Source organism: Negadavirga shengliensis (assembly GCF_042652345.1).
Lineage (GTDB): Bacteria > Bacteroidota > Bacteroidia > Cytophagales > Cyclobacteriaceae > Negadavirga > Negadavirga shengliensis.
Genome location: NZ_JBHSJJ010000009.1, coordinates 193,440 through 215,432 on the forward strand (window position 1 = coordinate 193,440; position 21,993 = coordinate 215,432).

Here is a 21,993-nt window from a genome sequence, read left to right on the forward strand (position 1 = left end):
TTTACCACCATTTCCTAAGGTAGTAAAACTCCCCCTGCCTTTTGGTCCATACCTCGTCTATTTCCATCTTCTGCTGATGGGTGGTGGCCATAAAATCCTTATTGGCCCTCCTGATATTCAGAAATCCATACAATTGCCCCCAAACAAAAAAAGGAATCTTCACCATCGCGGCGATAACCTTCAGAGGTGTACGATTCAATAAGAGCACCAACACAAACGTCAACGTAAATACCACCAAACATCCTGTTAACAAAAAAACATATGGGCTTTGCAGGATGATACTCAAAACCACCAGTAACAAGGTGAGTCCCACCAAAACAACCATCGGAGGCATCAGAATGGCCACCGAGAACAACACCAAATTCCAATCTAAACTGAAAACGCCCCGGAAAAAAGCCTCCAAGGCCTTCAAACTGTGGCCAAAATAACTGTTGAGCCACCTTCCCCGCTGTTTGCCGATCTGCCCGTGGGAACTTATTTTTTCATCAAAAACAATGGCTGCCGGGGCATAGGCTATTCTGTACCCCGATTTAACCAACTGTAATTGAAGGGACTTGTCTTCGGCCACCACCACCCCTTTTTTCTCCAGTGCCCTCAGTTCTTCCCCTATATTTTCTGCATAAATGTCTTTTTCAATGGACATGCCGGAACCCGCAATCGTCGATGAAGAACCCAGCCTAAAAGGCACATTTCGAACCGTATAATCATAATAATACTCTCCCAGAGCGTCCAATGCTTCATAAGTACCATCGATGTTTTTGGCTATGCGTTTTCCCTGTACAGCCTGATACCCTGCAGCATGGTAGTGGTCCAGTACGGTCAGAAAATGGGGAGGAACAAGATTATCCGGATCAAAGACGGTCACATGCGTATGGTGTATATCCATATTTTCCAAGGCAAAGGCCAGTGAAGCCACTTTGCTGTTCAATGCCCGGGGCGGTTTTAGTACCGTAAGCCGTTCGTCTTTAATTTCATTAAAAGCATCCCCTTCAGCTGCATCCACCACCATATAAACATGAAAATGAGGATAATGCTGCTTCAAAAGAGATTTCACCAGTGGCCAGGCAATATCCAACTCTTTGTATACCGTAATGACACAGGCAAAATCGGATTTATTAACGGCATCTTCCTTAGGTAAAACCCTGCTCGATGTGAAAGCGGCAGTAATGGCACAACCCAAAGGAAAGAGAAGATAGAAGCAGCAAATAAGGGAAATAATCTCGAACAGCACCTGTTGTTAAAAATTTTATGTTTATTTTTAGTTTTGAATTTAACATTAATCCCCTGTTTTGTCCATACTTTGATGAAAATATTTTAATGTAGCCGTATGGAATTTTCCGCTGAGGACCTCAAAGAACTCCCCATAGTCATGACGAGTATGTCGAGATGGGACGGCGATTTTTCTTCCGCTTCCTGGTCCCTGGCCAAAACTTTCTCGAAGGAACAGACCGTAATTTACGTGGACTATCCCTACACCCTTTTCGATTTTATTAGGGAACGAAAAAGAGACAGTGTAAGGAAAAGAAAAACGGCACTGCTTTGGGGAAAAAAATCCCTTAAGCCTCTGCCGGAGTGTGGAATCAAACTGTACGCACTCACCCCTCCATTGATGCTTCCCGTCAACTGGCTGCCAGCAGGGAGATTTTATAATTTTTTGGCAAGCCTGAATGACAAAAGGCTTGCCAAATCCATCCAAAAAGCGCTTCGGACTTTAGGATACGTTGACTTTATTTTCTTTAATTCCTTTAACCCGCTGTATCTGAGCGATGCCCCGGACGAAGCAAGCGTTTATGTCTACCAATCACGGGACAATATCAGGGCTTTGGAACCCTATCTCAGAAAACATGGAGCGGATAGCGAAATCAAAGCCATTAGAAAAGCGCATCTCAGTCTGGCCACCTCAAAACGGCTCCAGCAGGACTTAACCGAACGCTCCGGAAAAAAAGTGGCTTTTTTTCCCAACGCTGCCGATTTTGGTCTTTTTCGCAAAGCCTTTGAAGAATCCATTGCTGTACCGGAGGAACTGAAAAACATCCCAACACCTATCATTGGGTACACCGGCAATATATGCCATCGGCTGGATTATCAGTTGATCCAGTCTATATGCCAATACCACAACGATAAAAGCGTTGTCCTGGTGGGCCCCAGAAACCATTGGGGACATACCGGGATTGATTTGGACCAAATACCTAATCTCTATTTCATAGGACCTAAATCCATATATGAGCTGCCCTCTTTTCTGGCGCATTTCGATATTTTGATACTTCCTTTTCTATGCAATGAGGTGACGAAAAGTATTTATCCCCTCAAAATAAATGAGTACCTGGCTTCGGGAAAGCCCGTTGTTGCCACACCTTTTTCAGAAGATATACTTTTGTTTAAAAATCACATCAGGCTGAAAAAAAACGAAGAGGCGTTTAACCGGGCCATTATCGAAGAAATAAAAGACAACACCGAAGAAAAAGCAAAAGCCCGCTATAACCTGGCTTCCCAAAACACCTGGGAACATCGCATCCAACAGTTTTGGGAACTGCTCTTTCAAACGTTTTCACTTTGAAAAAGGGCCGGTATGGTCCTGAGAAGTATTTTCAAATCAAACCAAACACTGAAATTCTTGACGTAATCATTGTCAAGACTAAGCCTTTCCTCCTCTGACATTTCACCTCTCCCCCTTTTTTCCACTTGCCAAAGCCCGGTGATCCCTGCAGGACCCAGGAACCTCAGGGAATATTTGTCTGTAGTGATTTTTTCCGCTTCATACAAAGGCAAAGGCCTGTTGCCCACCAAGGACATATCTCCTTTTATCACGTTCCATAGTTGTGGCAGCTCATCGATGCTTGTATTGCGGATAAACTTTCCAACCTTTGTCACCCGCGGGTCATCCTTGATTTTGATAAATGCGGATTCCTTGTCGCTTTTCTTTCTGGCATTAAAAATCTTCTCACACACTATCTGGTTGTCGTCATAGAGCGGCCGCAGGCAGCCACCTCCGGCCTGCTCGCAAAACTCACATAGTTCCTTGACTTCTTGCCGTTCCGGCTCTAAGTCCGACGGCTCCTGCTTTTCAGTGGAATATTGGTTAAGATGTTTTAATTGATGCAGTTTTGCATCCGCTCCCGTAAACATGGACCGGAATTTATAAAATTTGAAAATGTTATAGCCCGTGCCCACTCTGTAAGAATAGTAAACCACCGGGCCTTTGGACTCCAACTTGATCAGCAAAGCCACTATTAAAAACAAAGGCGATAAAATCAGCAGAACGGTGCCTGCCACCAGCAAGTCAAATACCCTCTTCACAAAGGGCATTTTATAAGAATTAAATCCTTTGTCCTCCTGTTTCCTCTTTTTCCAGCCCACAACCGGGTGCTTCAGCTGAAAATCCAGCCTCGTTTGTAGGGTGATCTTGTCCAGGGGCTTGATAAAAATATCGGTAATTCCGTTTTGGATACAGATCTGGATCATATCATTATCGGCCTTGTCCACGACCAGGAAAAACGGAATATGGGAAAAGCCCAACTTATGGATGGTCTCTTTCAGTGGCAGTCCATGGACTCCTGTTAACCCGGAAACACTGAGGATAAAATCATACTTATCAGGCTCTTTGGTCAGGTGGTTGTACAGCACTACCCCATTCGAGAATACATCTATATGGAACCTGTCCTCCAAAAAAAAGTTAATGTCTTCATTGATTTTCTGGTCCTCAGAAACCAGGGCTACCTGATAACGTTCTTTTTTATTCTCCATTAGAAGATGCCAATGAAAGTTTTCCCATTCTCCTGAGAATGGAATTTATCCGAGCCTCCAATTCCTTGGGGTTAAAAGGTTTCACCATAAAATCGTCAGCACCCGCGTTGAGTATCTCAATCTTCTTCTCGGACGATTCTGTAGCCGACAAAACAATCAGGGGAATGGAGGAGAAGAAACCGCTTGACCGGATCATTTTCACAAATTCAAAACCATTGATTTCCGGCATATTTAAGTCACAGATGATCATGTCGGGCAAATTTCCCTCGTGCATCCAGGAAAGCGCTCCTGCCGGATTATTGAAAACGCCAACATCGAATTTCTCTTCAAAATAATGCTGGATAATGAGTAGAACAGAAGGTTCATCATCAATAGCAATAATCCTGTGCCTCTTTTTCATCTGTTTATAATTTGTTTTCCATCAGCCTTAACCTGTCCCGCACCTCAGGTCGGGATAGCTCCTCCCGCACTGATTCGGGAGAACTTCGCATGGTTTTAATCATCCCAGTGTGGGACGTTCACGTCATGCTCCGTTTCATATCATCTTCCGGGTTTGACCTCTGACTGGTGGTTAAAGTTAATATCCAGCTTCAAAATAAAAAAAGCTTTGCCTTTTTTCCTTTGAAAAAAAGAATAAAACAACCTATGAAACATTATATAAACAATTAATAAGATTAATATATTACAATTTTAACCCTTCAAAAAGCGTTTTTGTGGTTTTAAAATAAATAACGGGCCTGATACATTCTATCAAGCTCGCCATTTATTTTTTAAAATTACCTTTCGTGTAAAATACATTTTAAAAAGTATCCTTTCCTATGGGGTTTAGTATTAGCTATTGATAAGACACCATCCTGTGCGGGTTAGCCCACAAATATCCTGGCTTTAAACATGTTCTTCTTGAAGTACTTCCTCGAAATAAGCGATGGTCTCCTTCAAGCCCTCTCTTAGCTGCATCCTGGGTTCCCAGCCAAGTTCTTTTTTGGCCAGGTCGATGACGGGCTTACGCTGCATGGGATCATCCTGGGGTAGCGGCAAAAACTTCAGTTTACTCTTCGAACCCGTTAATTCAAGAACATTTTCTGCCAGTTCAAGCATGGTAAACTCCACGGGGTTGCCAATATTGACCGGGCCGATGAAGGAACTGGGGCTATTCATCAATTTATGCATCCCGGCAATCAAATCGCTCACGTAGCAAAAACTTCTGGTTTGTTTTCCGTCGCCGAATATGGTGATGTCCTCACCTTTCAAGGCCTGCACGATAAAATTGCTCACCACACGGCCATCCGAAGGGTGCATTCTGGGCCCATAGGTATTAAAAATACGCATAACCTTAATATTGAGTTTATGCTGGCGGTGGTAGTCAAAAAACAAGGTTTCCGCGCACCTTTTCCCCTCATCATAACAGGCCCTTGGACCCGTAACGCTCACACTGCCCTTGTAAGATTCCGGCTGGGGGTGGACCTCAGGGTCACCGTAAACCTCGCTGGTACTCGCCTGTAAAATTTTTATTTTCAACCTTTTCGCAAGACCCAGCATATTGATCGCTCCCAAAACACTGGTTTTTGTAGTCTGTACCGGGTCAAACTGATAATGGATGGGGCTGGCAGGGCAGGCCAGGTTATATATTTCATCCACCTCCACATAAAGTGGCATGGTCACATCGTGTCTCAGAAATTCAAAATTTTTGCTATCCAGCAAGTGATGGATGTTCTTTCTTCTGCCGGTAAAAAAATTGTCCACACATAAAACCTCATTCCCTTCTGCCAAAAGTAAATCACAAAGGTGGCTGCCGAGAAAACCCGCGCCCCCGGTCACTAAAATCCTTTTCATTTTTGTAGTTTTTGGTTGTGGTTTTTATTAAAATGAAATTCATTAATTTTGATAAAATGAATTTCAAAATAAGCAGTTATTTTCCATCTATGTAATAAAAAGCATAAATATTTTATATTATATTATTTTTGGATCTTGTAAAACAATAAACTGATAACAATTAAATTATAACCTAATCTTGCAAAAATGAAAATTAAATACTTCCAAACGATTGCGATGTGGTTTTTTTCCATGGCGATTTTCACCAACAGTTACAGTCAATCCGGCAAACGGGACCTATATGAGATAAAGATATATCATATCGAAAACACCAACCAGGAAAAAATGTTGGACCAGTATTTACAAAATGCCTTCATCCCGGCCGCGCACCGGGCAGGGGTCAAAGATATTGGGGTGTTCAAACCTCTGGCTTCTGAAGAGGATGCAGGCAAAAAAGTCTATGTTTTCCTTCCCTTCAGCAATTCAAAAGCATATTTTGACTTTCAAGGCAAGCTGGACAAAGATCAGGCTTATCAAAGGGATGGAAAGGATTATATTTATGCCGCCCATAACCAACCTCCCTATAAACGGATTGAAACCGTTTTGTTACAGGCTTTTACGGGCAGTCCCCGGTACAAAACCCCCGATCTGCAAGCGGAAAAAGAAGGCAGGGTATATGAACTCCGAAGCTATGAAGCCGCTACCGAAAGACTTTATCGCCAAAAAGTAAAGATGTTCAACTCCGGTGAAATCGATATTTTTGATAAGCTGAAATTCAACCCGGTGTTCTATGCCGAGACCTTAGCGGGCGCCAATACTCCCAACCTCATGTACATGACTACCTTCGAAAACATAGAAGAAAGAAATAAACATTGGGATGCGTTCCGTGTAGATCCCGACTGGGAAGCCATGAAAGACCTTGAGGAATATAAGAATACGGTGTCCAAAAATGACACCAGGCTACTGTATCCCACATCTTATTCCGATTTTTAATTTTTTTGGTTGATGAGATAGAAAAGGGGAAAAGACGAAGTTTTTTTCCCTTTTTTATTGAATTCAATTCTTAAAAATTCCGGCTAATTCTTCTATGTTAAGTTTTACCCCCAAACTTAAAGGAAAAAATTCAGGTCCATTCTCTTTTAGGGAATAAGCTGGTAAAAAACCGGGTTGATTTTTGAAGATGACAAAGTAGGGTTAAATTAAATTTACAAAATCCTCTGCCACCAATTCCTCTAAATGTATTTTTTGCTTTATCAATGAAAGTTCCTGAAGTATATCCAGGGTAACGCTTAAGTCCGCTTTTGATACGTCCTCATTCGTTGCCCATACAGTCTGGGAAAACCAGGCAGCCACATCCTCTTCCCTGAGTTGATAGTTTTTGCTGATCTCCCTGATGGTCGAACCGACATTATCCATACACGACTTGCTTTTGTGATAGGCAAAATCCCGAATGGCTTTGATTTCATTTCCATAGTTCGCCAGGGCTGTCTCTGAAGCGACAATTACAAAACATGGCCATGGGGTTGGTATCTCCCCTAACCTTTCAAACAGCCCTCTATCCACCAATGGCTTTGTCGTATATTTTTCCCACAGGAATGCCTGGGGTTTTCCGCTTTCAAAGGCTTTCATTGCGCCATCCAGGTTGTTTACCGTTTCAAATGCAAGCCCATCTGCAGGCCAGTTTTGTTGTTTGGCAAAAAGATAGGCCATCAAATGAGACCCGGACCCCATTCTGCTCACCAAAAAGGGAATCCTTTCCAGATCACTTACTCCCGTCACACCCGCACCGGCTGGAACATGTATTCCCCAAATCAAGGGAGAAAGTACATGAAAGCCAATAATCTTTCCCGGATTGCCTTCCACCCTGTCTTTCACAAAACTCTCCGTCAGGATCAACGCGATATCGGCATCCCCGTTTCTTATTGCTTTGTTCATGGCCCCTGATCCCCGGGATTCATCCTCCCATACCAACTCAAGACGCCGGTCTCTAAACGGCTGTTGCTTGATGGTTTCAACCCAGGGGAAATTAAAATGTTCCGGAACGCCTACAATTCTTATTCTTTCCATTCCGCAAAGATAAAAGGAAATTTTATAGTTTTTGTCTCCCAAAAAAGGGCCTTCATAAGGTTATCATTTGGTAAAGATTTAATTTTCAATCTGATTATAAGGTATATTCGGGGAGGTATTCCTATCTTTGAACCTGTAATGGCCGCTTATATCAAAAGCAAGTCTAACTAAATTTATAAATATAAATTATCAAATATGAAATTTAAACCTGGAGTTAAATTTGGCGAAGAATTAAAAGACCTGTTGGCTTACGCGAAGGAGAGTGAATTTGCCATGCCTGCTGTCAATTGTATCAGCAGCAATACCGTCAATGCCGTTTTAGAAACCGCCAAAAGGGTAAATTCACCCGTAATGGTGCAGTTCTCCAATGGTGGCGCCCAGTTTTTTGCCGGAAAAGGGCTACCCAATGATAAACAACAAGCCTCTATAGCAGGTGCCATATCAGGAGCCATGCACGTGCATAAAATGGCAGAAGTATATGGTGTGCCTGTGATTTTACATACCGATCACGCTGCCAAAAAACTTCTGCCCTGGATAGATGGCATGTTGGAAGAGGGTAAAGCATACTATGACGCTTTTAAAAAGCCGCTCTTCAGCTCCCATATGTTGGACCTTTCAGAAGAACCCATCGAGGAAAATATTGAAACCTCTGTTAAATATTTCAAGGAGTTTGTCAAGCTCCAAATGGCCATAGAAATCGAATTGGGAGTAACCGGGGGGGAAGAAGACGGCGTGGACAATACGGATATCGACAGTTCCAAACTGTACACCCAACCGGAAGAAGTAGCCTATGCCTACGAGGAACTCAAAAAAGTGGGGGATCTTTTTACCGTTGCGGCAGCATTCGGCAATGTCCATGGGGTATATAAACCAGGCAACGTATCATTAAAGCCGGTTATCCTGAAAAATTCACAGGATTACATCAATCAAAAATACGGCACCAACGGAAAACCTGTAAACTTCGTTTTCCATGGGGGTTCCGGTTCTTCCGTTGAAGAAATCAGGGAAGCCAATAGTTATGGGTCCATTAAAATGAACATTGATACGGATTTGCAATGGGCATTTTGGGAAGGTGTTCTCAAATATTACAAGGAAAAAGAGGGCTATCTGCAAGCCCAATTGGGCAATCCGGAAGGCAATGACAGTCCGAACAAGAAATTTTACGACCCAAGGGTTTGGTTAAGAAAAGGGGAGGAAAATTTTGTCAAGAGATTGGAAATGGCGTTTGATATGTTGAATGCCATCAACAGAAACTGATAAACCGATTTTTTGGATAAAAAATAAGCTGCCGAAACCGACAGCTTATTTTTTTGACTTGACAAAGAAGGTATTCCAATAAGTGCAACTCATGTAGAAAGGATCCCCGCTATCCTCAGCTCCTCCTCATCCACCGTCTTATCATCCACGATAGCCCTTTTGATGGGAGTAAAAACAATTTTATTGTTGATGATGCCTGCCATCACATCATATTTCCCCTGCAACAGTCCCTCGACAGCTGCCACCCCCAACTTGCTGGCCAATATCCTGTCAAAAGATGAGGGGGCTCCTCCCCGTTGCAAGTGTCCCAGAATGGTTACTTTGATATCATATGAGGGCAATATTTTCTTTACCTTTTCCGCGATTTCGGCTGCTCCCCCGCTTTTACCTCCTTCCGCCACAATCACAATGTTACTCTCTTTTTTGGCCTTCTCCCTGAATTTCAGCCTGTCAATCAGTTTTTCCACGGGAATCTTTTTTTCAGGAATGAGTATGGCCGCGGCTGCGCTGCCGATTCCGGCGTTGATCGCTATAAAACCGGCATCCCTTCCCATCACTTCCACAAAAAACAGCCTGTCATGGGACGTGGCCGTATCCCTGATTTTATCAATGGCCTCGATGGCGGTATTGCAGGCGGTGTCAAATCCTATCGTCAGATCGGTTCCAAAGAGGTCATTGTCGATAGTTCCCGGAAGGCCAACGGCAGGAATCCCGAATTCCTTGTAGAAAAGATGGGCGCCGGTCAGGGAGCCATCACCTCCGATTACGACCAGGGCATCGATGCCGTGGCTTTTAAGGTTCTCATAAGCCACTTTTCTGCCCTCCGGCGTCTTAAACTCCTCGCTCCGGGCAGATTTCAAAAATGTACCCCCCCTTTCCAGCACATGGGCAATGGCCCTGCTGTCCAGCTTACGGATATCGTTATTGATCATGCCTTCATATCCCCGGTAAATCCCGAATACATCCAGGTTATAGTAAAACCCGGCTCTTACTACAGCCCGAATGGCGGCATTCATGCCGGGAGCATCCCCGCCGGAGGTAAGAACGCCGATTTTTTTTATCGTAGTGGAATGATCTTGCATTATCTAAGGGTTAGGTTTAAGGTGTTTGAACATTAATTCCGCCGCTGCCAGGTTGGTTGCCAGGGGCACATTATGGACATCACAGATCCTCATCAGCATCTGTACGTCCGGCTCATGGGGATGTTTACCCAAGGGATCCCGGAAAAAAATCACCATGTCCAGCTCCTTCTGGGCTACCATGGCCCCTATCTGCGCATCGCCCCCTAGAGGCCCTGAAAGCAGCTTTTCAACGGTGAATCCAGCCTTTTCTATATGTTTACCCGTGGTACCTGTAGCCACAAGATCTATCCCTTCCAATGCTGCTTTGGATCCACTGAGAAAATGGACCATATCCGCCTTTTTCCCATCATGAGCAATCAATGCTATTTTCATTTTTCTAAATTTTCGACTGATTGATTTATAAAGTTACAAAATAACGGGGGTATTGATATCCGTTTTTCTATTCTTATGAGGATAAAGTGAAAATGCCCACTTGATTACCTGGACAAAAAATAACGCACCATTTCTTCCCACTCTTCGTCCAATCCCTTCATCGGCCGTTTCTTTCCTGCCCTGCGATACCAATAATCCGCATTGGAAAGATCCCCTTCCTTCCGGTGAAGGTATGCATGTAAAAAAGCAGAGTCTTCGTCGCCAAGCGAGTCTATCAGATCGTGGGCCCGGTGCCAGTCTCCTTTTTTATCATACCAAAGTGCCCGCAAATGTACCGACAAACCGTCGGGTAACCGTTCCTGGCCCGTACTTGCTTTAAATTCAGATACTTCCATTTTAGGATGCTTTGACAGTGTTTATTGAGCTTCAAAATAAACACATTCCCTCTTAGTCCACAAGTATAAGGGCATTTTTTGAAGGATAAGAACCTGCCACAAAATAAAACCATAAAAAAAGCTATGAAATAAAATTTCATAGCTTAAGTCAATTAACAATAAACCCAAAATAACCAAGATGTAATAGAAGGATTCGAACCTCCGGCCCTTTTGGATACAATCCTGAACCTCCTTGTCTTCTTCTTAAAAAAACTGAAGTATTACATTGAACAAATCATCCTTTTGATGAATTTCATGCTCCAAATTTACGACACATTAATTAAATTTTAAAACAACAAAAGCATCTTTTTTTATTTTTTACATATTTTTCAAAATTCCCCTTCAGAATTGGAAAAACATTAACCCACCTGCAATTAATCCGCTGACTATTATCAAAACAATATTTCAAATCATGTCTATAAAAAGATTAAAAGCAGAATTTTTTAAATTTTTATCTAATCAATTCATCATATACAATTGGATTCCCCTCCCAATGCCATTCATGGCCTACTTTTTCCAAAACCCTATGCTGGCTTCCCGGGGCGTGGGGCGCGTCTTTTTTTCCTAACCACCTGGCATGTTCCCGTTTTATCGACGCATGGGCCGGGTCAGCAGCCAGATTGGTATGCTCATGGGGGTCATGTTCATGATCATACAGTTCCTCATCCCCGTTGGCGTATCGAATATACCGGTACCGCAAAGACCTTACACTGTTATTACCAGGGTTATGGGTGGTAAGGGCAGGTCTGGCCCTGGGGGTTTCCGCATCCCGGATCTGAGGCATTAAGGATAACCCTTCCAGGTCATCCTTGGGCTCCAGACCCGACAAATCGATCAAAGTAGGGTAAATATCCATCAGTTCGGCAGGCTGATTACATTTTTTTCCAGCCTCTATGCCTGGCCCGGAAAAAATCAAGGGGACATGAGTGGAACGCTCCCAGAGGGTGTTCTTTCCCGTTATGCCTTTTTCTCCCAAATGAAACCCATGATCTGACCAAAGCACCACGATGGTGTTATTCTCAAGCCCGCTTTGCTCCAAGGCGTCAAGTACCCTGCCCACCTGGGCATCAGTAAAACTGATGGTGGCCAAATATGCTCTGACAAAATTCTCCCACTGGTTGTTTTCTTTTAACCAGGAAAGCCTTACCTCTGGCAGATACCAATGAAGGTTCCAGGCAAAATCAGGGACATCTTCCCTTTCATTCTCAGGGGCAGGAGGCAAAACAATCCCCTCATTTTCCGGGTAAAGGTCAAACCATTTTTGAGTGGCAAACAGGGGGACATGCGGCAACCAAAACCCCACAGCCATAAAAAAGGGCACTTCCTGATGGCCTAATTCCTCTAATTTCTCCTCTGCCCAAGTGGCGACTTTGTAATCATTTCTGACGCTGTCTCCCTTTTCCGGATAAACACCCCAATCGATCAGTGGGTGGTTCCCCATGTGGGTTTCTCCCACCAGTTTGCTCGAGGGATGTCCTGCAGTGCCTCCCCCAATGGGGCCCCATTCCTGAAAATCAGCCCTCTTTTCAGGCGTGTTGCCGATGCTGTGAAAGATTTTTCCGTTGGAAAGTGTCCTGTATCCATGCTTCTCAAAGTATTGGGGCAAGGTGACGGCGTTTTTGGTAAACGCTACATCACGGTGATGGGGCGAAAGATTATAGATCCCGGTGGTGGAAGGCCTCAATCCGGTCATGATGCTCACCCTGGACGGATTGCATAGCGGCGCCTGGGCATGGGCATTGGTAAACAGCATGCCTTTGGCAGCCAGCCGGTCTATATGAGGTGTCTTTACTTGTGGGTGGGTATTCAAAGCGCCGATCCAGTCATTTAAATCATCAATGGCGATAAATAAAACATTTGGTTTTTTATCCCGCTTATGTTGGGCATTGACCGCTGTACCGGCCGTCAAAAAAACACCCAGAAAGAAGATAAAAAACCAGGATTTAACCACATCCATCATTACAACATTTATTTTTAATACATTTCAGTTCATTCAATGCTTACCTTCCAAATATTACCCCCTCTTTGCCTGCCTCCATATTCAAGTACAAACAGGTCATTATCCACCAAAACGGCATCCACAGGTTGTGAAAAGCCTTCTGCCACTCTGGTGGTTCGTAAATCATAATTATCCTTTTCCGGATTGTAGCTCATCTCCAGGTGCAGCAAGTCCTCTCCTAGTTCCGTAAACGGCTTCATCAGACCCGATTTACTCCCTTTGGTATACCTCAGGGTAAAAGCGGTGCCTTTGTATGGGCCCGGAAGTTTCTGCTCCCTGTCGATGACCAAACCCAAAGGGGAGGAATGGGGGGTGAACGTGGTAATGGGGATCTTGAGATCACTGGCATCCATCACTTTTCCGGTAGCGGTATCTCTGAACTTATTGGCATCGGGGCCATAATTGTCCATGCCTTTGGTAAAAACCACTCCCTGCGGCCGTTTAGCAAAGCCCGGATCATTATAAAAATCATCCAGCCGGGCCACCGCTGCGGTATTTAGAAAAGGATCGTTTTCAGGATCAGGATGCCAACCAGGAAACTGTTGGGGAGTCTCCATTCCACCCATAACCCAGGGATAACCGTAGTGATGTCCTTCGCGTACCCAAAACATGTCCTCATTTTGGTCATAATCACCGGAATTCACTACCGCAAACAGATTGCCCTGGCCATCAAATTCAATGTCGAATGCATTTCTCAACCCCTCTGCATAAACATATCCCATGGCTTTTAATTCTTCAATATCGTTGGGCAGCAAGAGGTCTTCGGCATCTATGGGTATCCTGAAAATCCTGGCCGTGAGAGGCTCGTCCCTGGACCCGGGATAGGCACCGAGGTTATCCTGAACTTCTCCATGGTCTGTCCGGCTGCCGCTGACCACGTAAATATATTTTTCATCCGGACTGATGGCCGTAGCACTCCACCCATGGTCAAAAGGCGTGTTGGTCGTGCCATATTCCACCGTAGAGAACACCTTTGATACCACCGGCTGGTCCTTATCCCAGCGTATCCGCATCATCCAACCTGTGGTGCCCTTGTTATCATTGACCCGGATATTTCCGGTCAGGTAAAGCGTGTTCCCATGTAATGCGGCACCCTGTAGCCTTGAAATCCCATGATCTTCCACGCTCAAAACCTTTTCCACCTCATAGGGCCTGTCCAGAGGAAACCGGAAAACCTCCCCCTCAAAGGTAACATACCATAACCTGTGCCTTTCGCGTTCATACAAAATCCTGATCGCCCTTGGGGCTACTTTCATCCAGTGTTCAACCTTGATTCCCTCCCTCAGTGCCTGCGGTCCCGGAGCACTTTCCACCTCTGCCTTACCGCTACCCAGGTGGCGGATATATGCCACTAAATACCAGCGCTGCTCATCGGTCAAAACATCCGCAAATGCCGGCATCGTCCCCCTTCCCTCTCCTATCTTCCAAAAGAGTACCCCGCTGGACTGCGCCTGTACAGCCTCCGAATGGAAGTTGGCCGGTTGGCTGCCCATAGCGCCTCCCGCGGCGCCGTCACCCATTCCCGTTTCTCCATGACACGCCCAGCAGTATATATCGTATAAAGCTTTTCCCTGAGCCAAACCTGCGGAATCAAATTCAGGCTGCTGGAGCAGGGCTGCTTCAGAAGGTATCCCCCACCCGTTATCTTTATCTTTCAAATCTTCTGCATTTTCCTTCCTCCCTTCACAGGAGAAAAGCCATATCGTCCATAACATGGACAGACAAATAGAAACAGGAATTGAGGCAATCTTCATAAAGATCTTTTAATGCACCAAAGTAACTATCTTAATTAAGCAATTATTTTATGTAAACCAACCACAAAACACAAAATAGCCAGAATACCCATAAAATTAAAACAATCTACCAATATTATAAAAATTACCACATGGATTTACTTCAGCGGTTGTAGAGCGGCTATGATCATAAAGGAATATAAGTACATTTCGAAGATATAATTGGAATTATTTTTGTTATCCTATCGGTCAAACAACCTTAGCTATTGTGATGCATAGATTCTCTACAATCCTTTTGTTCTTTTTGATAGTCAACTTTAAAAGTTATGGGCAACATGGGGAAGATTACATCAATGTCGGTTTTGATGCCGGCATCACGTTGAACGACTATTACCAGGCCCAGTTTCCTGCAGGATTTGGAGCGTCTGTTAAAGGTTTATATGGTGTGGGGCTCAGTGGTCAAGTCAGCCTTACCGCCAATTACCTGTACTTTCCCTTGGACCGAAGTATTGTTTTACCGGGTGGAGAAAACCTGGCATTTCATCATATCCCTGTCTTTTTGGGCTATCGGATGAACTTTGACCGGTTTTTCCTGGAGCCACAGGTGGGCGGGGCCTTATTTGCGATGAGGTACCGGTTTGACCAAGACCGGTATACGGAGACATCCACCGGATTTGCCTTTGCGGCAGAAGCCGGCTACGTCTTCGACATGGTGGAAGTGAGCTTACGTTACCAACATGCAGGGTCCTCTCCCCACCATTTGGGCCTACTGGGTGTCAGGGCGGCGTATAAAATACCTTTGGGCTATTGAATTAAAAGCTACATTTCCCTATTTTCCACCTTTCAATTCACCCGTTTATGTGATGGTTTATGTGTAGACTGTCTTGTAGCTTTGGTATAATTAAAATAATTGACGATGATAAAAGTTCTGATATATGAGGACAACCCCCAACTCAGGGAGGGTCTTACCATGCTGATAGACGGCACAGAAGGGTTCCAGGTGATGGGAGCCTTTAAAAATTGCGGCAATATCGCCTATGAAGTGAGCACCTACAAACCTCATGTGATTCTGATGGACATCGATATGCCGGGGGTCAACGGTATAGAAGGACTTAAAATTGTGAGACAACTCAACAATGACGTCAGCGTCATGATGCTGACTGTTTTTGATGACAATAAGAACATTTTTGAAGCCCTTAAAAACGGGGCCAACGGCTATATTCTGAAGAAGACTCCCCCTGCAAAATTATTGGAGTACATCCAGGAGGCCTCCACCGGCGGGGCGCCTATGACCGCCTCAGTAGCAGCTCAGGTTCTGAAAATGTTTTCCCAGATCAATCTCCCCGCAGACAATGATTATAACCTTTCTGAACGGGAAAAAGAAGTGCTGCAACTTTTGGTCAAGGGATATTCCTATAAAATGATTGCCGCTGAAATGTTCATCGCCATAGACACCGTCCGCAGTCATATCAAGAAAATCTATGAAAAACTGCATGTCAACAGTAAAAGCGAAGCGGTGGCAAAGGCTTTTAGGGACCGTATTGTTTGACAAGCTCAAATCTCAAAGTCCGGTTTGGATGAAATGAAAGGCCCGCTGTCGACACCCAAATCGCCATAAACCCAATCCCTGTTTTTTTTATTAGCACCGGCCCGGTTCTCTTTGTTTTGGCCGTCACCGAACAATAGTGTCCTCATGAAGATGGCCCAAATTAGCAAAATAGGTTTTTTCCCACCTTTAAACCCATTTTTATCGTGGCACTGATATGGTTTCCTGCATCGTGATGGATTACAAAAATCAACCAGGCCCACAACAGCCCTTGCTATGAAAAACCGCATGATAAAAATTTCACTGTTACTCATCTTCACCCAGATGTGGTGGCTGCCCGTTCCCTGTGCTGCACAGGAGAAACCGGTGACTTTGAAGATTTGGAACCTGCACCCTAAACCGATTGTGAGGGGAACACTGAACGGAAAAAGTGCCTACTTCTTATTGGATACCGGATCGGACATCAACGTGCTGCACAGCGGAGGGCAAAAAAGATACAATTTCAGGACACAAAAAAACAATTATGAATGGGCCAGAAACTACCGGCTCTCCACAGTCAACGGGTTGCAAAGAGACCTTTTCAAGGTCCATGGCATCCGGATGGAACTGGAAGGGACAAACATTTCCTGTGACTTCCATGCTTTGGATATCCATGGTATCGTGAACGCTGTCAGGAAAAGGACCGGGATTCATATCGCCGGAATTATCGGCTCAGAGACCATGAAGGACTATTTCTTTGTCATTGACTATGAAATGGAACAGGTGATGCTGAAATTTCCAAAGTATTCAAAAAGCTGGTTCAGATGAATTGCTGATCCCCGTTTGCAGTCCTTTGCCAACTCGCCCACGGACATTTTTGCTCGGAAACTGTATCGTCAAATCAAAAATCAGGCTCTAATGGTATCCGTAAAATCGGTGCTGATGAATCCAGTGGATTCTTTGAGGAGTAAGTGGTTTATCTGGCATCGTGTCACACCTATTCTGAGGTATTGGCTGGGTCTTGATTTCGCTTGACCTGACGTCGGGGTCATTTCGGGAAATAACAGTCCAAAACCGTCCACCTATTCGATGACTTGAAAAAGACCGTCACCACGGGAAGTGTCTCCTAAACCAAAGCTTTTGCGAAATGCCGTCATAACAGGATAAACTGTTAAGAAAATGCCGGGTGGATATTTTTAGGTTGAACCAAGCTGCAGGGAAGGCAATCTACTTGAACGCAACGGAAACGGGACCGCTAAAGCGAGGCATACAGGTCATAAAAACAAAAAACCCGTCGCTGTGCACCTTATTGTGGCAGGAATTCACATGATCTGTGGGGTAATGGCAAGGCTAAGCAAAAAAACAGCCTCTTCCGTAGCCACTATACTGTGGGGAATACCCGCGTGCAGTGCCAACATCTGTCCTTTTCCCATTTCAGCGGTATGTCGCTCGGTCGTGAACCTGATGTGCCCCTCCAGCACCTGCACGCTGATGATCCCGGGCGCGGTGTGAGTTTTCATCTCCGCCCCTTGGTGAAGGGCAATCAACACAAGCCGCATACCGGCTGTCTTAAAAATAGTAATGGCGTTCCGGTCGCTGTTTTTCCAAGTCTGCTCTTTTTTGATCTGCTCTGTAAAAGATAAAAGGTCCATCTGCACCAGTGGCGCGTCGAGTGGACGGTCCCCTTCCGGCCGCTGCGGGGTGGCCTCATTAAACTTCTCTACTATGACACTGCGCTTTTCTTCTTCAGGGTTCGAAGATATTTTACTCTTCAATGCTTTTACCAATTCGTGGGTTATTCCATCGCTATAGATCCCATAGCCATCCACAAGGGTGCCCTTTACCTGATGCCTCGCTGATGAGATGGCATATACGATGGCTTCATCCGCCGGATCCGACAAGCCTTCAAACCGATAATGCCTGTCCACCACAAAATCGTCCGGATAGATCCGGAGCGAACTGCCGGCGCATGTCAGGCAGTTATTGGCAAGGTTAAAATCTATGGTATAACCTTCCTTCCGGAGTCCGTTAAGTACTTCTGAAACGCTGTTCATGGGATCCATGGCATAATCGTTTTATTGAGAATAATCGTAAATCGAAAGCATTTTTGCGATGCTCCTTTCCGCCAGGTACCAAGAAGGTAACAGTATGGAGAAACAAATGCCAATTTATAGATAAATCTATACCTAATCATCTTAATTGACAAACCTTATCATTGTTTTATTAAAAAAATGAAGGTAAAATTTATATTTTTATTAAACTGTTTGGGAGGTGCTTCAGGTATAAGGATAGGTTGCAATAATCCGCGTGGCTTCTTCTCTTCCTGGGTGTAGGCATCTACTTCCCTGTTATCCTGGTTGAAAACCGCATGGAGGCATTTGCAATGCCCCTTCCTTTACCCTTCCGGCAACAAAAACCCTTCCACGTCATTGGCAAGAGCTGATACCCGTCAATATAACAGGATGTTCATTCCAACTGACCATATCTGATGAAGAAAAGCACAACCACTCCCCTCACCGCCAACCCCTGCTCCTGACTAGGCACAGCTGGCTGTTCGTTGTTTCATCAGTTGACCTCAAACGATAATATTAAAAGCAAGTTAAAGCCAAGTTTAACGCAAGACTAAAGCAAGTTACAAGCAAGCATACGTCATATCATATCCATACCAAAGCTGATCTCCAGCCACTACTCCTCCCCGTCTGTTCCCCGTCCGATCCATGTCAAAGGGATGATTACCCAATACCATGTTCTGCCGGATAAAGCAGAAACGTATGGGGGAATGATTGAAGTGTTGGAAATTAAACCGATAGCAGGAAGGACTTTCTCCAAAGATGGCGGCATTTTGCCGGAGCCGGGTGTTGACGATCCTGATTGCCCTACTCACGGTAAGTCCCCAGTCGGAGAAGACGACGCTGACGAATCCTGTTGAATCCCCTCGAGCCCCCACGAACAACAGAGAAAGTAAGCCTATTTTTTTAAACTTCGCCCGTACACGGACGTTTTTGTTCGGAAATTTCCACAAACTGTCCAATAAAAAGGCACCAACGGCTGGAAGACCATTTTTCCGTTGGCACGGAAGTCGCAAATACAAAACGAATCAATTCCCAAATCCATGTTCCGACACAATCTCCTCCTGATGTACCGAAACTTTAAAAAGTTTAAAAGCACCTTTTGGTGATCTGGTGATAGGGTGATTTGGTGATCAGGTGATGGGGTGATCGGTGATATAGTGATCAGGTGATCGGGTGATTTAGTGATCAGGTGATCGGGTGATCGGTGATTTAGTGATCAGGTGATGGGGTGATCGGTGATTTAGTGATCAGGTGATGGGGTGATCGGTGATTTAGTGATCAGGTGATCGGGTGATTTGGTGATCGGTGATCTGGTGACGGGGTTATTTTGGGGGAAAGAATTGGATGGGACATTTGAAAAATGATGAGACATGGTGAAAACCATTTTGGCTCAGAAACATACATAATATGTGGAGAAACTATTTAAAAATCGCTTGGAGAAATCTGAAAAGGAACAAAGGGTATTCCTTCATTAACATTGCCGGACTTGCTATAGGAATGGCCGTTGCAATGCTTATCGGTTTATGGATCTGGGATGAGCTTTCTTTCAATTCATCTTTTGATAATCGCGATCGCCTGGCTCAGGTGATGCTTAATCAAACATATGAGGGCGAGGTCTATACCGGAAGCACAATCCAAATGCCGTTAGCCGAGGCCTTACTCACAGGCTATGCTTCTGATTTTAAAGCCATAAGTCTTGTTTCAAGGAACAACAATTACATCTTGTCGGTCAGGGAGAAGAATCTGTCAGGAATAGGAATATGGGTTCAGTCTGATTTCCCTGCGATGTTCACCCTAAAAATGCTTAGCGGAAATTATAATGCGTTGAGGGATCCATCTACAATTCTTGTTTCTTCATCGTTGTCGAAAGCGCTGTTTGGAGACGAGGATCCTCTCAACAAATCACTGCGTATAGACAACAAGGTGGATATGGTGATTGGCGGCGTATACGAGGATTTCCCTTACAATTCCACTTTCCGGGAAGCAAAAATGTTGCTTCCGTGGGAGAATGAGGAAAACTGGCTTAATAAGCAAACTGATTGGACGAATCATTCAGGACAGTTATTTGTGCAGATGAATGAAGGAAGTGATTTCCAGGTGGTTAGTGAAAAAATCAAAAGCATTCCAACTCCCCATATTGATAAATGGAAAGAAGAAATCATACTTCATCCCATGAGCAAGCTTTACTTATATAATGAATTTGAAAATGGTATGGCTGTTGGCGGAAGGATTCAATTTCTCTGGCTCTTTGGAACCATCGGCATAGCCGTTTTACTGTTGGCTTGTATCAACTTCATGAATTTATCCACCGCCCGCAGTGAAAAAAGATCGAAAGAGGTTGGTATTCGTAAAGCCGTCGGTTCGGCACGGAGCCAGCTCATTGGTCAATTTCTCAGCGAGGCAGTAGTGGTAACAGGTCTGTCGGTGGTCATTTCTCTCGTGCTTGTTCGGTTATCGCTGCCTTTTTTCAATGTCTTTGCTGAAAAACAAATTATAATTTCCTGGAATAACCCAACCTTTTGGCTATTGCTGTTGGCGTTTACCTTATTTACAGGACTTATATCAGGAAGTTATCCTGCATTTTACCTGTCTGCATTCAAACCGGTAAAAATATTGAAAGGTACTTTCAGCGCGGGACGCTTGGCAACCCTTCCCCGCAAAGTACTTGTCGTCATTCAGTTTACTGTGTCGGTTACTTTGATCATTTGTACGCTTATTGTTTTTCAGCAGGTACAACATGCAAAAAACAGGATGACAGGGTTTACACGTGAAGGACTCATCACCGTCGGAATCAACACACCTGAATTGCGGAAACACGTTGACGTAATTAAAAATGATCTTATTCAAAAGGGGCTGATTGAAAACATGGCGTTGGCATCACAGTCACCTGCACATTTTGGAAACAACAACAGCATTGACTGGAGCGGAAAGGATCCCGGATTAGTAGTCTTCTTTCGTAATGTAGGTGTAACACCTGATTTCGGAAAAACCATTGGCTGGGATCTAAAAAGGGGGCGCGATTTCTCCGGTGACCTTCCCGGTGATTCCACTGCCATTATAATCAATGAGAATGCTGCAGCAGTGATGGGTTTTGAAGACCCGCTTGGTGAGGTTGTTAAATTTCGCGGAAAAGAGTACACCATTATCGGTGTAACGGCAGATATGCTCACACAATCACCCTACGAGCCGGGTGAGCCCACTTTTTTCACAATCGATGACTGGACTGGCCTGATCGTTATGCGATTGAACGCAACGATACCTATACGCGATGCGCTTGCAGGAATTGACACGGTGTTCAAGAAATTCAATCCCGAATCACCTTTTGATTTTAGTTTTGTTGACTCAGACTATGCCCGAAAATATGCTAATGAGGAACGTATTGGAAATTTGGCCGGTCTATTTGCCATTCTCGCTGTCTTTATTTCGTGTCTGGGTCTTTTCGGTCTGGCCTCTTTTGTAGCGGAACAGCGGACCAAGGAAATCGGTATCCGAAAAGTGTTGGGTGCATCCATAGCCGGTCTTTGGAAAATGCTGTCAAGGGATTTTGTGATGTTGACGATTATCGCTTGCCTCATCTCTATTCCGTTGTCTTTCATATTTATGAATAACTGGTTAATGCAATATATGTATCGCATCACCCTGACATGGGAGGTATTTGCAGCGGCCGCCTTGGGGGCGATAGTCCTCACGTTGCTGACCGTTAGCTTCCAGGCAATCAAAGCGGCGCTGATGAATCCTGTTGAATCGTTGCGATCTGAGTGAGAGGGGTGATCAGGTGATCGGTGATCTGGTGATTTAGTGATTTAGTGATTTAGTGATTTAGTGATTTAGTGATAGGTGATTCTGTAATCGGTAGTAAACAGATAAAATGGAAACAGGTGTTAATAAGTAATAAA

Annotated in this window: 20 protein-coding genes; 7 read left to right on the top strand and 13 right to left on the bottom strand. The window is 44.5% G+C overall.

Annotation, left to right across the window (positions count from 1 at the left end; all coding sequences use genetic code 11):
* Position 1 precedes the first annotated feature (1 nt).
* The gene (locus ACFPFU_RS16365) at positions 2-1,231 is read right to left on the bottom strand and encodes a glycosyltransferase (protein ID WP_377065975.1); all 1,230 of its coding nucleotides are present in this window, start codon (positions 1,229-1,231) and stop codon (positions 2-4) included.
* Between the two features lie 96 nt (positions 1,232-1,327).
* On the opposite strand from ACFPFU_RS16365, the gene ACFPFU_RS16370 reads away from it, so the two are divergent.
* A complete protein-coding gene (locus ACFPFU_RS16370; protein WP_377065977.1) occupies positions 1,328-2,557 on the top strand; it encodes a glycosyltransferase in 1,230 nt (409 codons plus the stop codon).
* Here the strand turns inward: ACFPFU_RS16370 and ACFPFU_RS16375 are convergent.
* From ACFPFU_RS16375 to ACFPFU_RS16385, 3 genes are all read right to left on the bottom strand, one after another.
* Positions 2,539-3,744 carry a sugar transferase gene (locus ACFPFU_RS16375; protein ID WP_377065979.1) on the bottom strand — a complete coding sequence of 402 codons (1,206 nt, stop codon included), beginning with the start codon at positions 3,742-3,744 and terminating at the stop codon, positions 2,539-2,541. The genes ACFPFU_RS16370 and ACFPFU_RS16375 overlap by 19 nt on opposite strands.
* A complete protein-coding gene (locus ACFPFU_RS16380; RefSeq protein WP_377065981.1) occupies positions 3,734-4,144 on the bottom strand; it encodes a response regulator transcription factor in 411 nt (136 codons plus the stop codon). Before ACFPFU_RS16380 ends, ACFPFU_RS16375 begins: the two co-directional genes overlap by 11 nt.
* A 485-nt stretch (positions 4,145-4,629) precedes the next feature.
* Positions 4,630-5,577 carry a UDP-glucuronic acid decarboxylase family protein gene (locus tag ACFPFU_RS16385; protein WP_377065983.1) on the bottom strand — a complete coding sequence of 316 codons (948 nt, stop codon included), beginning with the start codon at positions 5,575-5,577 and terminating at the stop codon, positions 4,630-4,632.
* Between the two features lie 186 nt (positions 5,578-5,763).
* Here ACFPFU_RS16385 and ACFPFU_RS16390 point away from each other — a divergent pair, with 186 nt between their 5' ends.
* Positions 5,764-6,549, top strand: a complete 786-nt coding sequence (locus ACFPFU_RS16390) for an NIPSNAP family protein (RefSeq protein WP_377065985.1) — start codon at positions 5,764-5,766, stop codon at positions 6,547-6,549.
* 201 nt (positions 6,550-6,750) lie between these two features.
* Here the strand turns inward: ACFPFU_RS16390 and ACFPFU_RS16395 are convergent, their stop codons facing one another.
* Complete coding sequence (locus ACFPFU_RS16395; protein ID WP_377065987.1) at positions 6,751-7,623, bottom strand: type 2 periplasmic-binding domain-containing protein; 873 nt, start codon at positions 7,621-7,623, stop codon at positions 6,751-6,753.
* Between the two features lie 195 nt (positions 7,624-7,818).
* Here ACFPFU_RS16395 and fbaA point away from each other — a divergent pair, with 195 nt between their 5' ends.
* On the top strand, positions 7,819-8,880 hold the full coding sequence (gene fbaA / locus ACFPFU_RS16400; RefSeq protein ID WP_377065989.1) for a class II fructose-bisphosphate aldolase: 1,062 nt from the start codon (positions 7,819-7,821) through the stop codon (positions 8,878-8,880).
* A gap of 89 nt (positions 8,881-8,969) precedes the next feature.
* On the opposite strand, the gene pfkA is transcribed toward fbaA, so the two are convergent.
* From pfkA to ACFPFU_RS16425, 5 genes are all read right to left on the bottom strand, one after another.
* A complete protein-coding gene (pfkA, locus tag ACFPFU_RS16405) occupies positions 8,970-9,962 on the bottom strand; it encodes a 6-phosphofructokinase (RefSeq protein ID WP_377065991.1) in 993 nt (330 codons plus the stop codon).
* Between the two features lie 3 nt (positions 9,963-9,965).
* Complete coding sequence (locus ACFPFU_RS16410; protein WP_377065992.1) at positions 9,966-10,334, bottom strand: methylglyoxal synthase; 369 nt, start codon at positions 10,332-10,334, stop codon at positions 9,966-9,968.
* Between the two features lie 104 nt (positions 10,335-10,438).
* Positions 10,439-10,729, bottom strand: coding sequence for a hypothetical protein (locus tag ACFPFU_RS16415; protein WP_377065994.1), 291 nt, complete (start codon positions 10,727-10,729; stop codon positions 10,439-10,441).
* 490 nt (positions 10,730-11,219) lie between these two features.
* Positions 11,220-12,728: a sulfatase gene (locus ACFPFU_RS16420; protein ID WP_377065996.1), complete on the bottom strand. Its 1,509-nt coding sequence runs from the start codon at positions 12,726-12,728 to the stop codon at positions 11,220-11,222.
* 29 nt (positions 12,729-12,757) lie between these two features.
* Entirely contained in the window at positions 12,758-14,521 is a 1,764-nt protein-coding gene (locus tag ACFPFU_RS16425) for a c-type cytochrome (RefSeq protein WP_377065998.1), read from the bottom strand.
* 250 nt (positions 14,522-14,771) lie between these two features.
* Between ACFPFU_RS16425 and ACFPFU_RS16430 the strand changes: the two genes are divergently transcribed.
* Both ACFPFU_RS16430 and ACFPFU_RS16435 read left to right on the top strand, forming a co-directional pair.
* Entirely contained in the window at positions 14,772-15,311 is a 540-nt protein-coding gene (locus tag ACFPFU_RS16430; RefSeq protein ID WP_465263036.1) for an outer membrane beta-barrel protein, read from the top strand.
* A gap of 105 nt (positions 15,312-15,416) precedes the next feature.
* A complete protein-coding gene (locus ACFPFU_RS16435) occupies positions 15,417-16,049 on the top strand; it encodes a response regulator (RefSeq protein ID WP_377066002.1) in 633 nt (210 codons plus the stop codon).
* A 5-nt stretch (positions 16,050-16,054) separates the two neighbouring features.
* Here the strand turns inward: ACFPFU_RS16435 and ACFPFU_RS16440 are convergent, their stop codons facing one another.
* Complete coding sequence (locus ACFPFU_RS16440) at positions 16,055-16,195, bottom strand: hypothetical protein (protein ID WP_377066004.1); 141 nt, start codon at positions 16,193-16,195, stop codon at positions 16,055-16,057.
* A gap of 139 nt (positions 16,196-16,334) precedes the next feature.
* On the opposite strand from ACFPFU_RS16440, the gene ACFPFU_RS16445 reads away from it, so the two are divergent.
* Positions 16,335-16,853, top strand: coding sequence for a pepsin/retropepsin-like aspartic protease family protein (locus ACFPFU_RS16445; RefSeq protein ID WP_377066006.1), 519 nt, complete (start codon positions 16,335-16,337; stop codon positions 16,851-16,853).
* 494 nt (positions 16,854-17,347) lie between these two features.
* Here ACFPFU_RS16445 and ACFPFU_RS16450 read toward each other — a convergent pair whose 3' ends face one another.
* The gene (locus ACFPFU_RS16450; RefSeq protein WP_377066008.1) at positions 17,348-18,088 is read right to left on the bottom strand and encodes a cupin domain-containing protein; all 741 of its coding nucleotides are present in this window, start codon (positions 18,086-18,088) and stop codon (positions 17,348-17,350) included.
* Between the two features lie 569 nt (positions 18,089-18,657).
* Entirely contained in the window at positions 18,658-18,909 is a 252-nt protein-coding gene (locus ACFPFU_RS16455; RefSeq protein WP_377066010.1) for a hypothetical protein, read from the bottom strand.
* A 595-nt stretch (positions 18,910-19,504) separates the two neighbouring features.
* On the opposite strand from ACFPFU_RS16455, the gene ACFPFU_RS16460 reads away from it, so the two are divergent.
* Positions 19,505-21,859: an ABC transporter permease gene (locus tag ACFPFU_RS16460; RefSeq protein WP_377066012.1), complete on the top strand. Its 2,355-nt coding sequence runs from the start codon at positions 19,505-19,507 to the stop codon at positions 21,857-21,859.
* Positions 21,860-21,993: the final 134 nt, after the last annotated feature.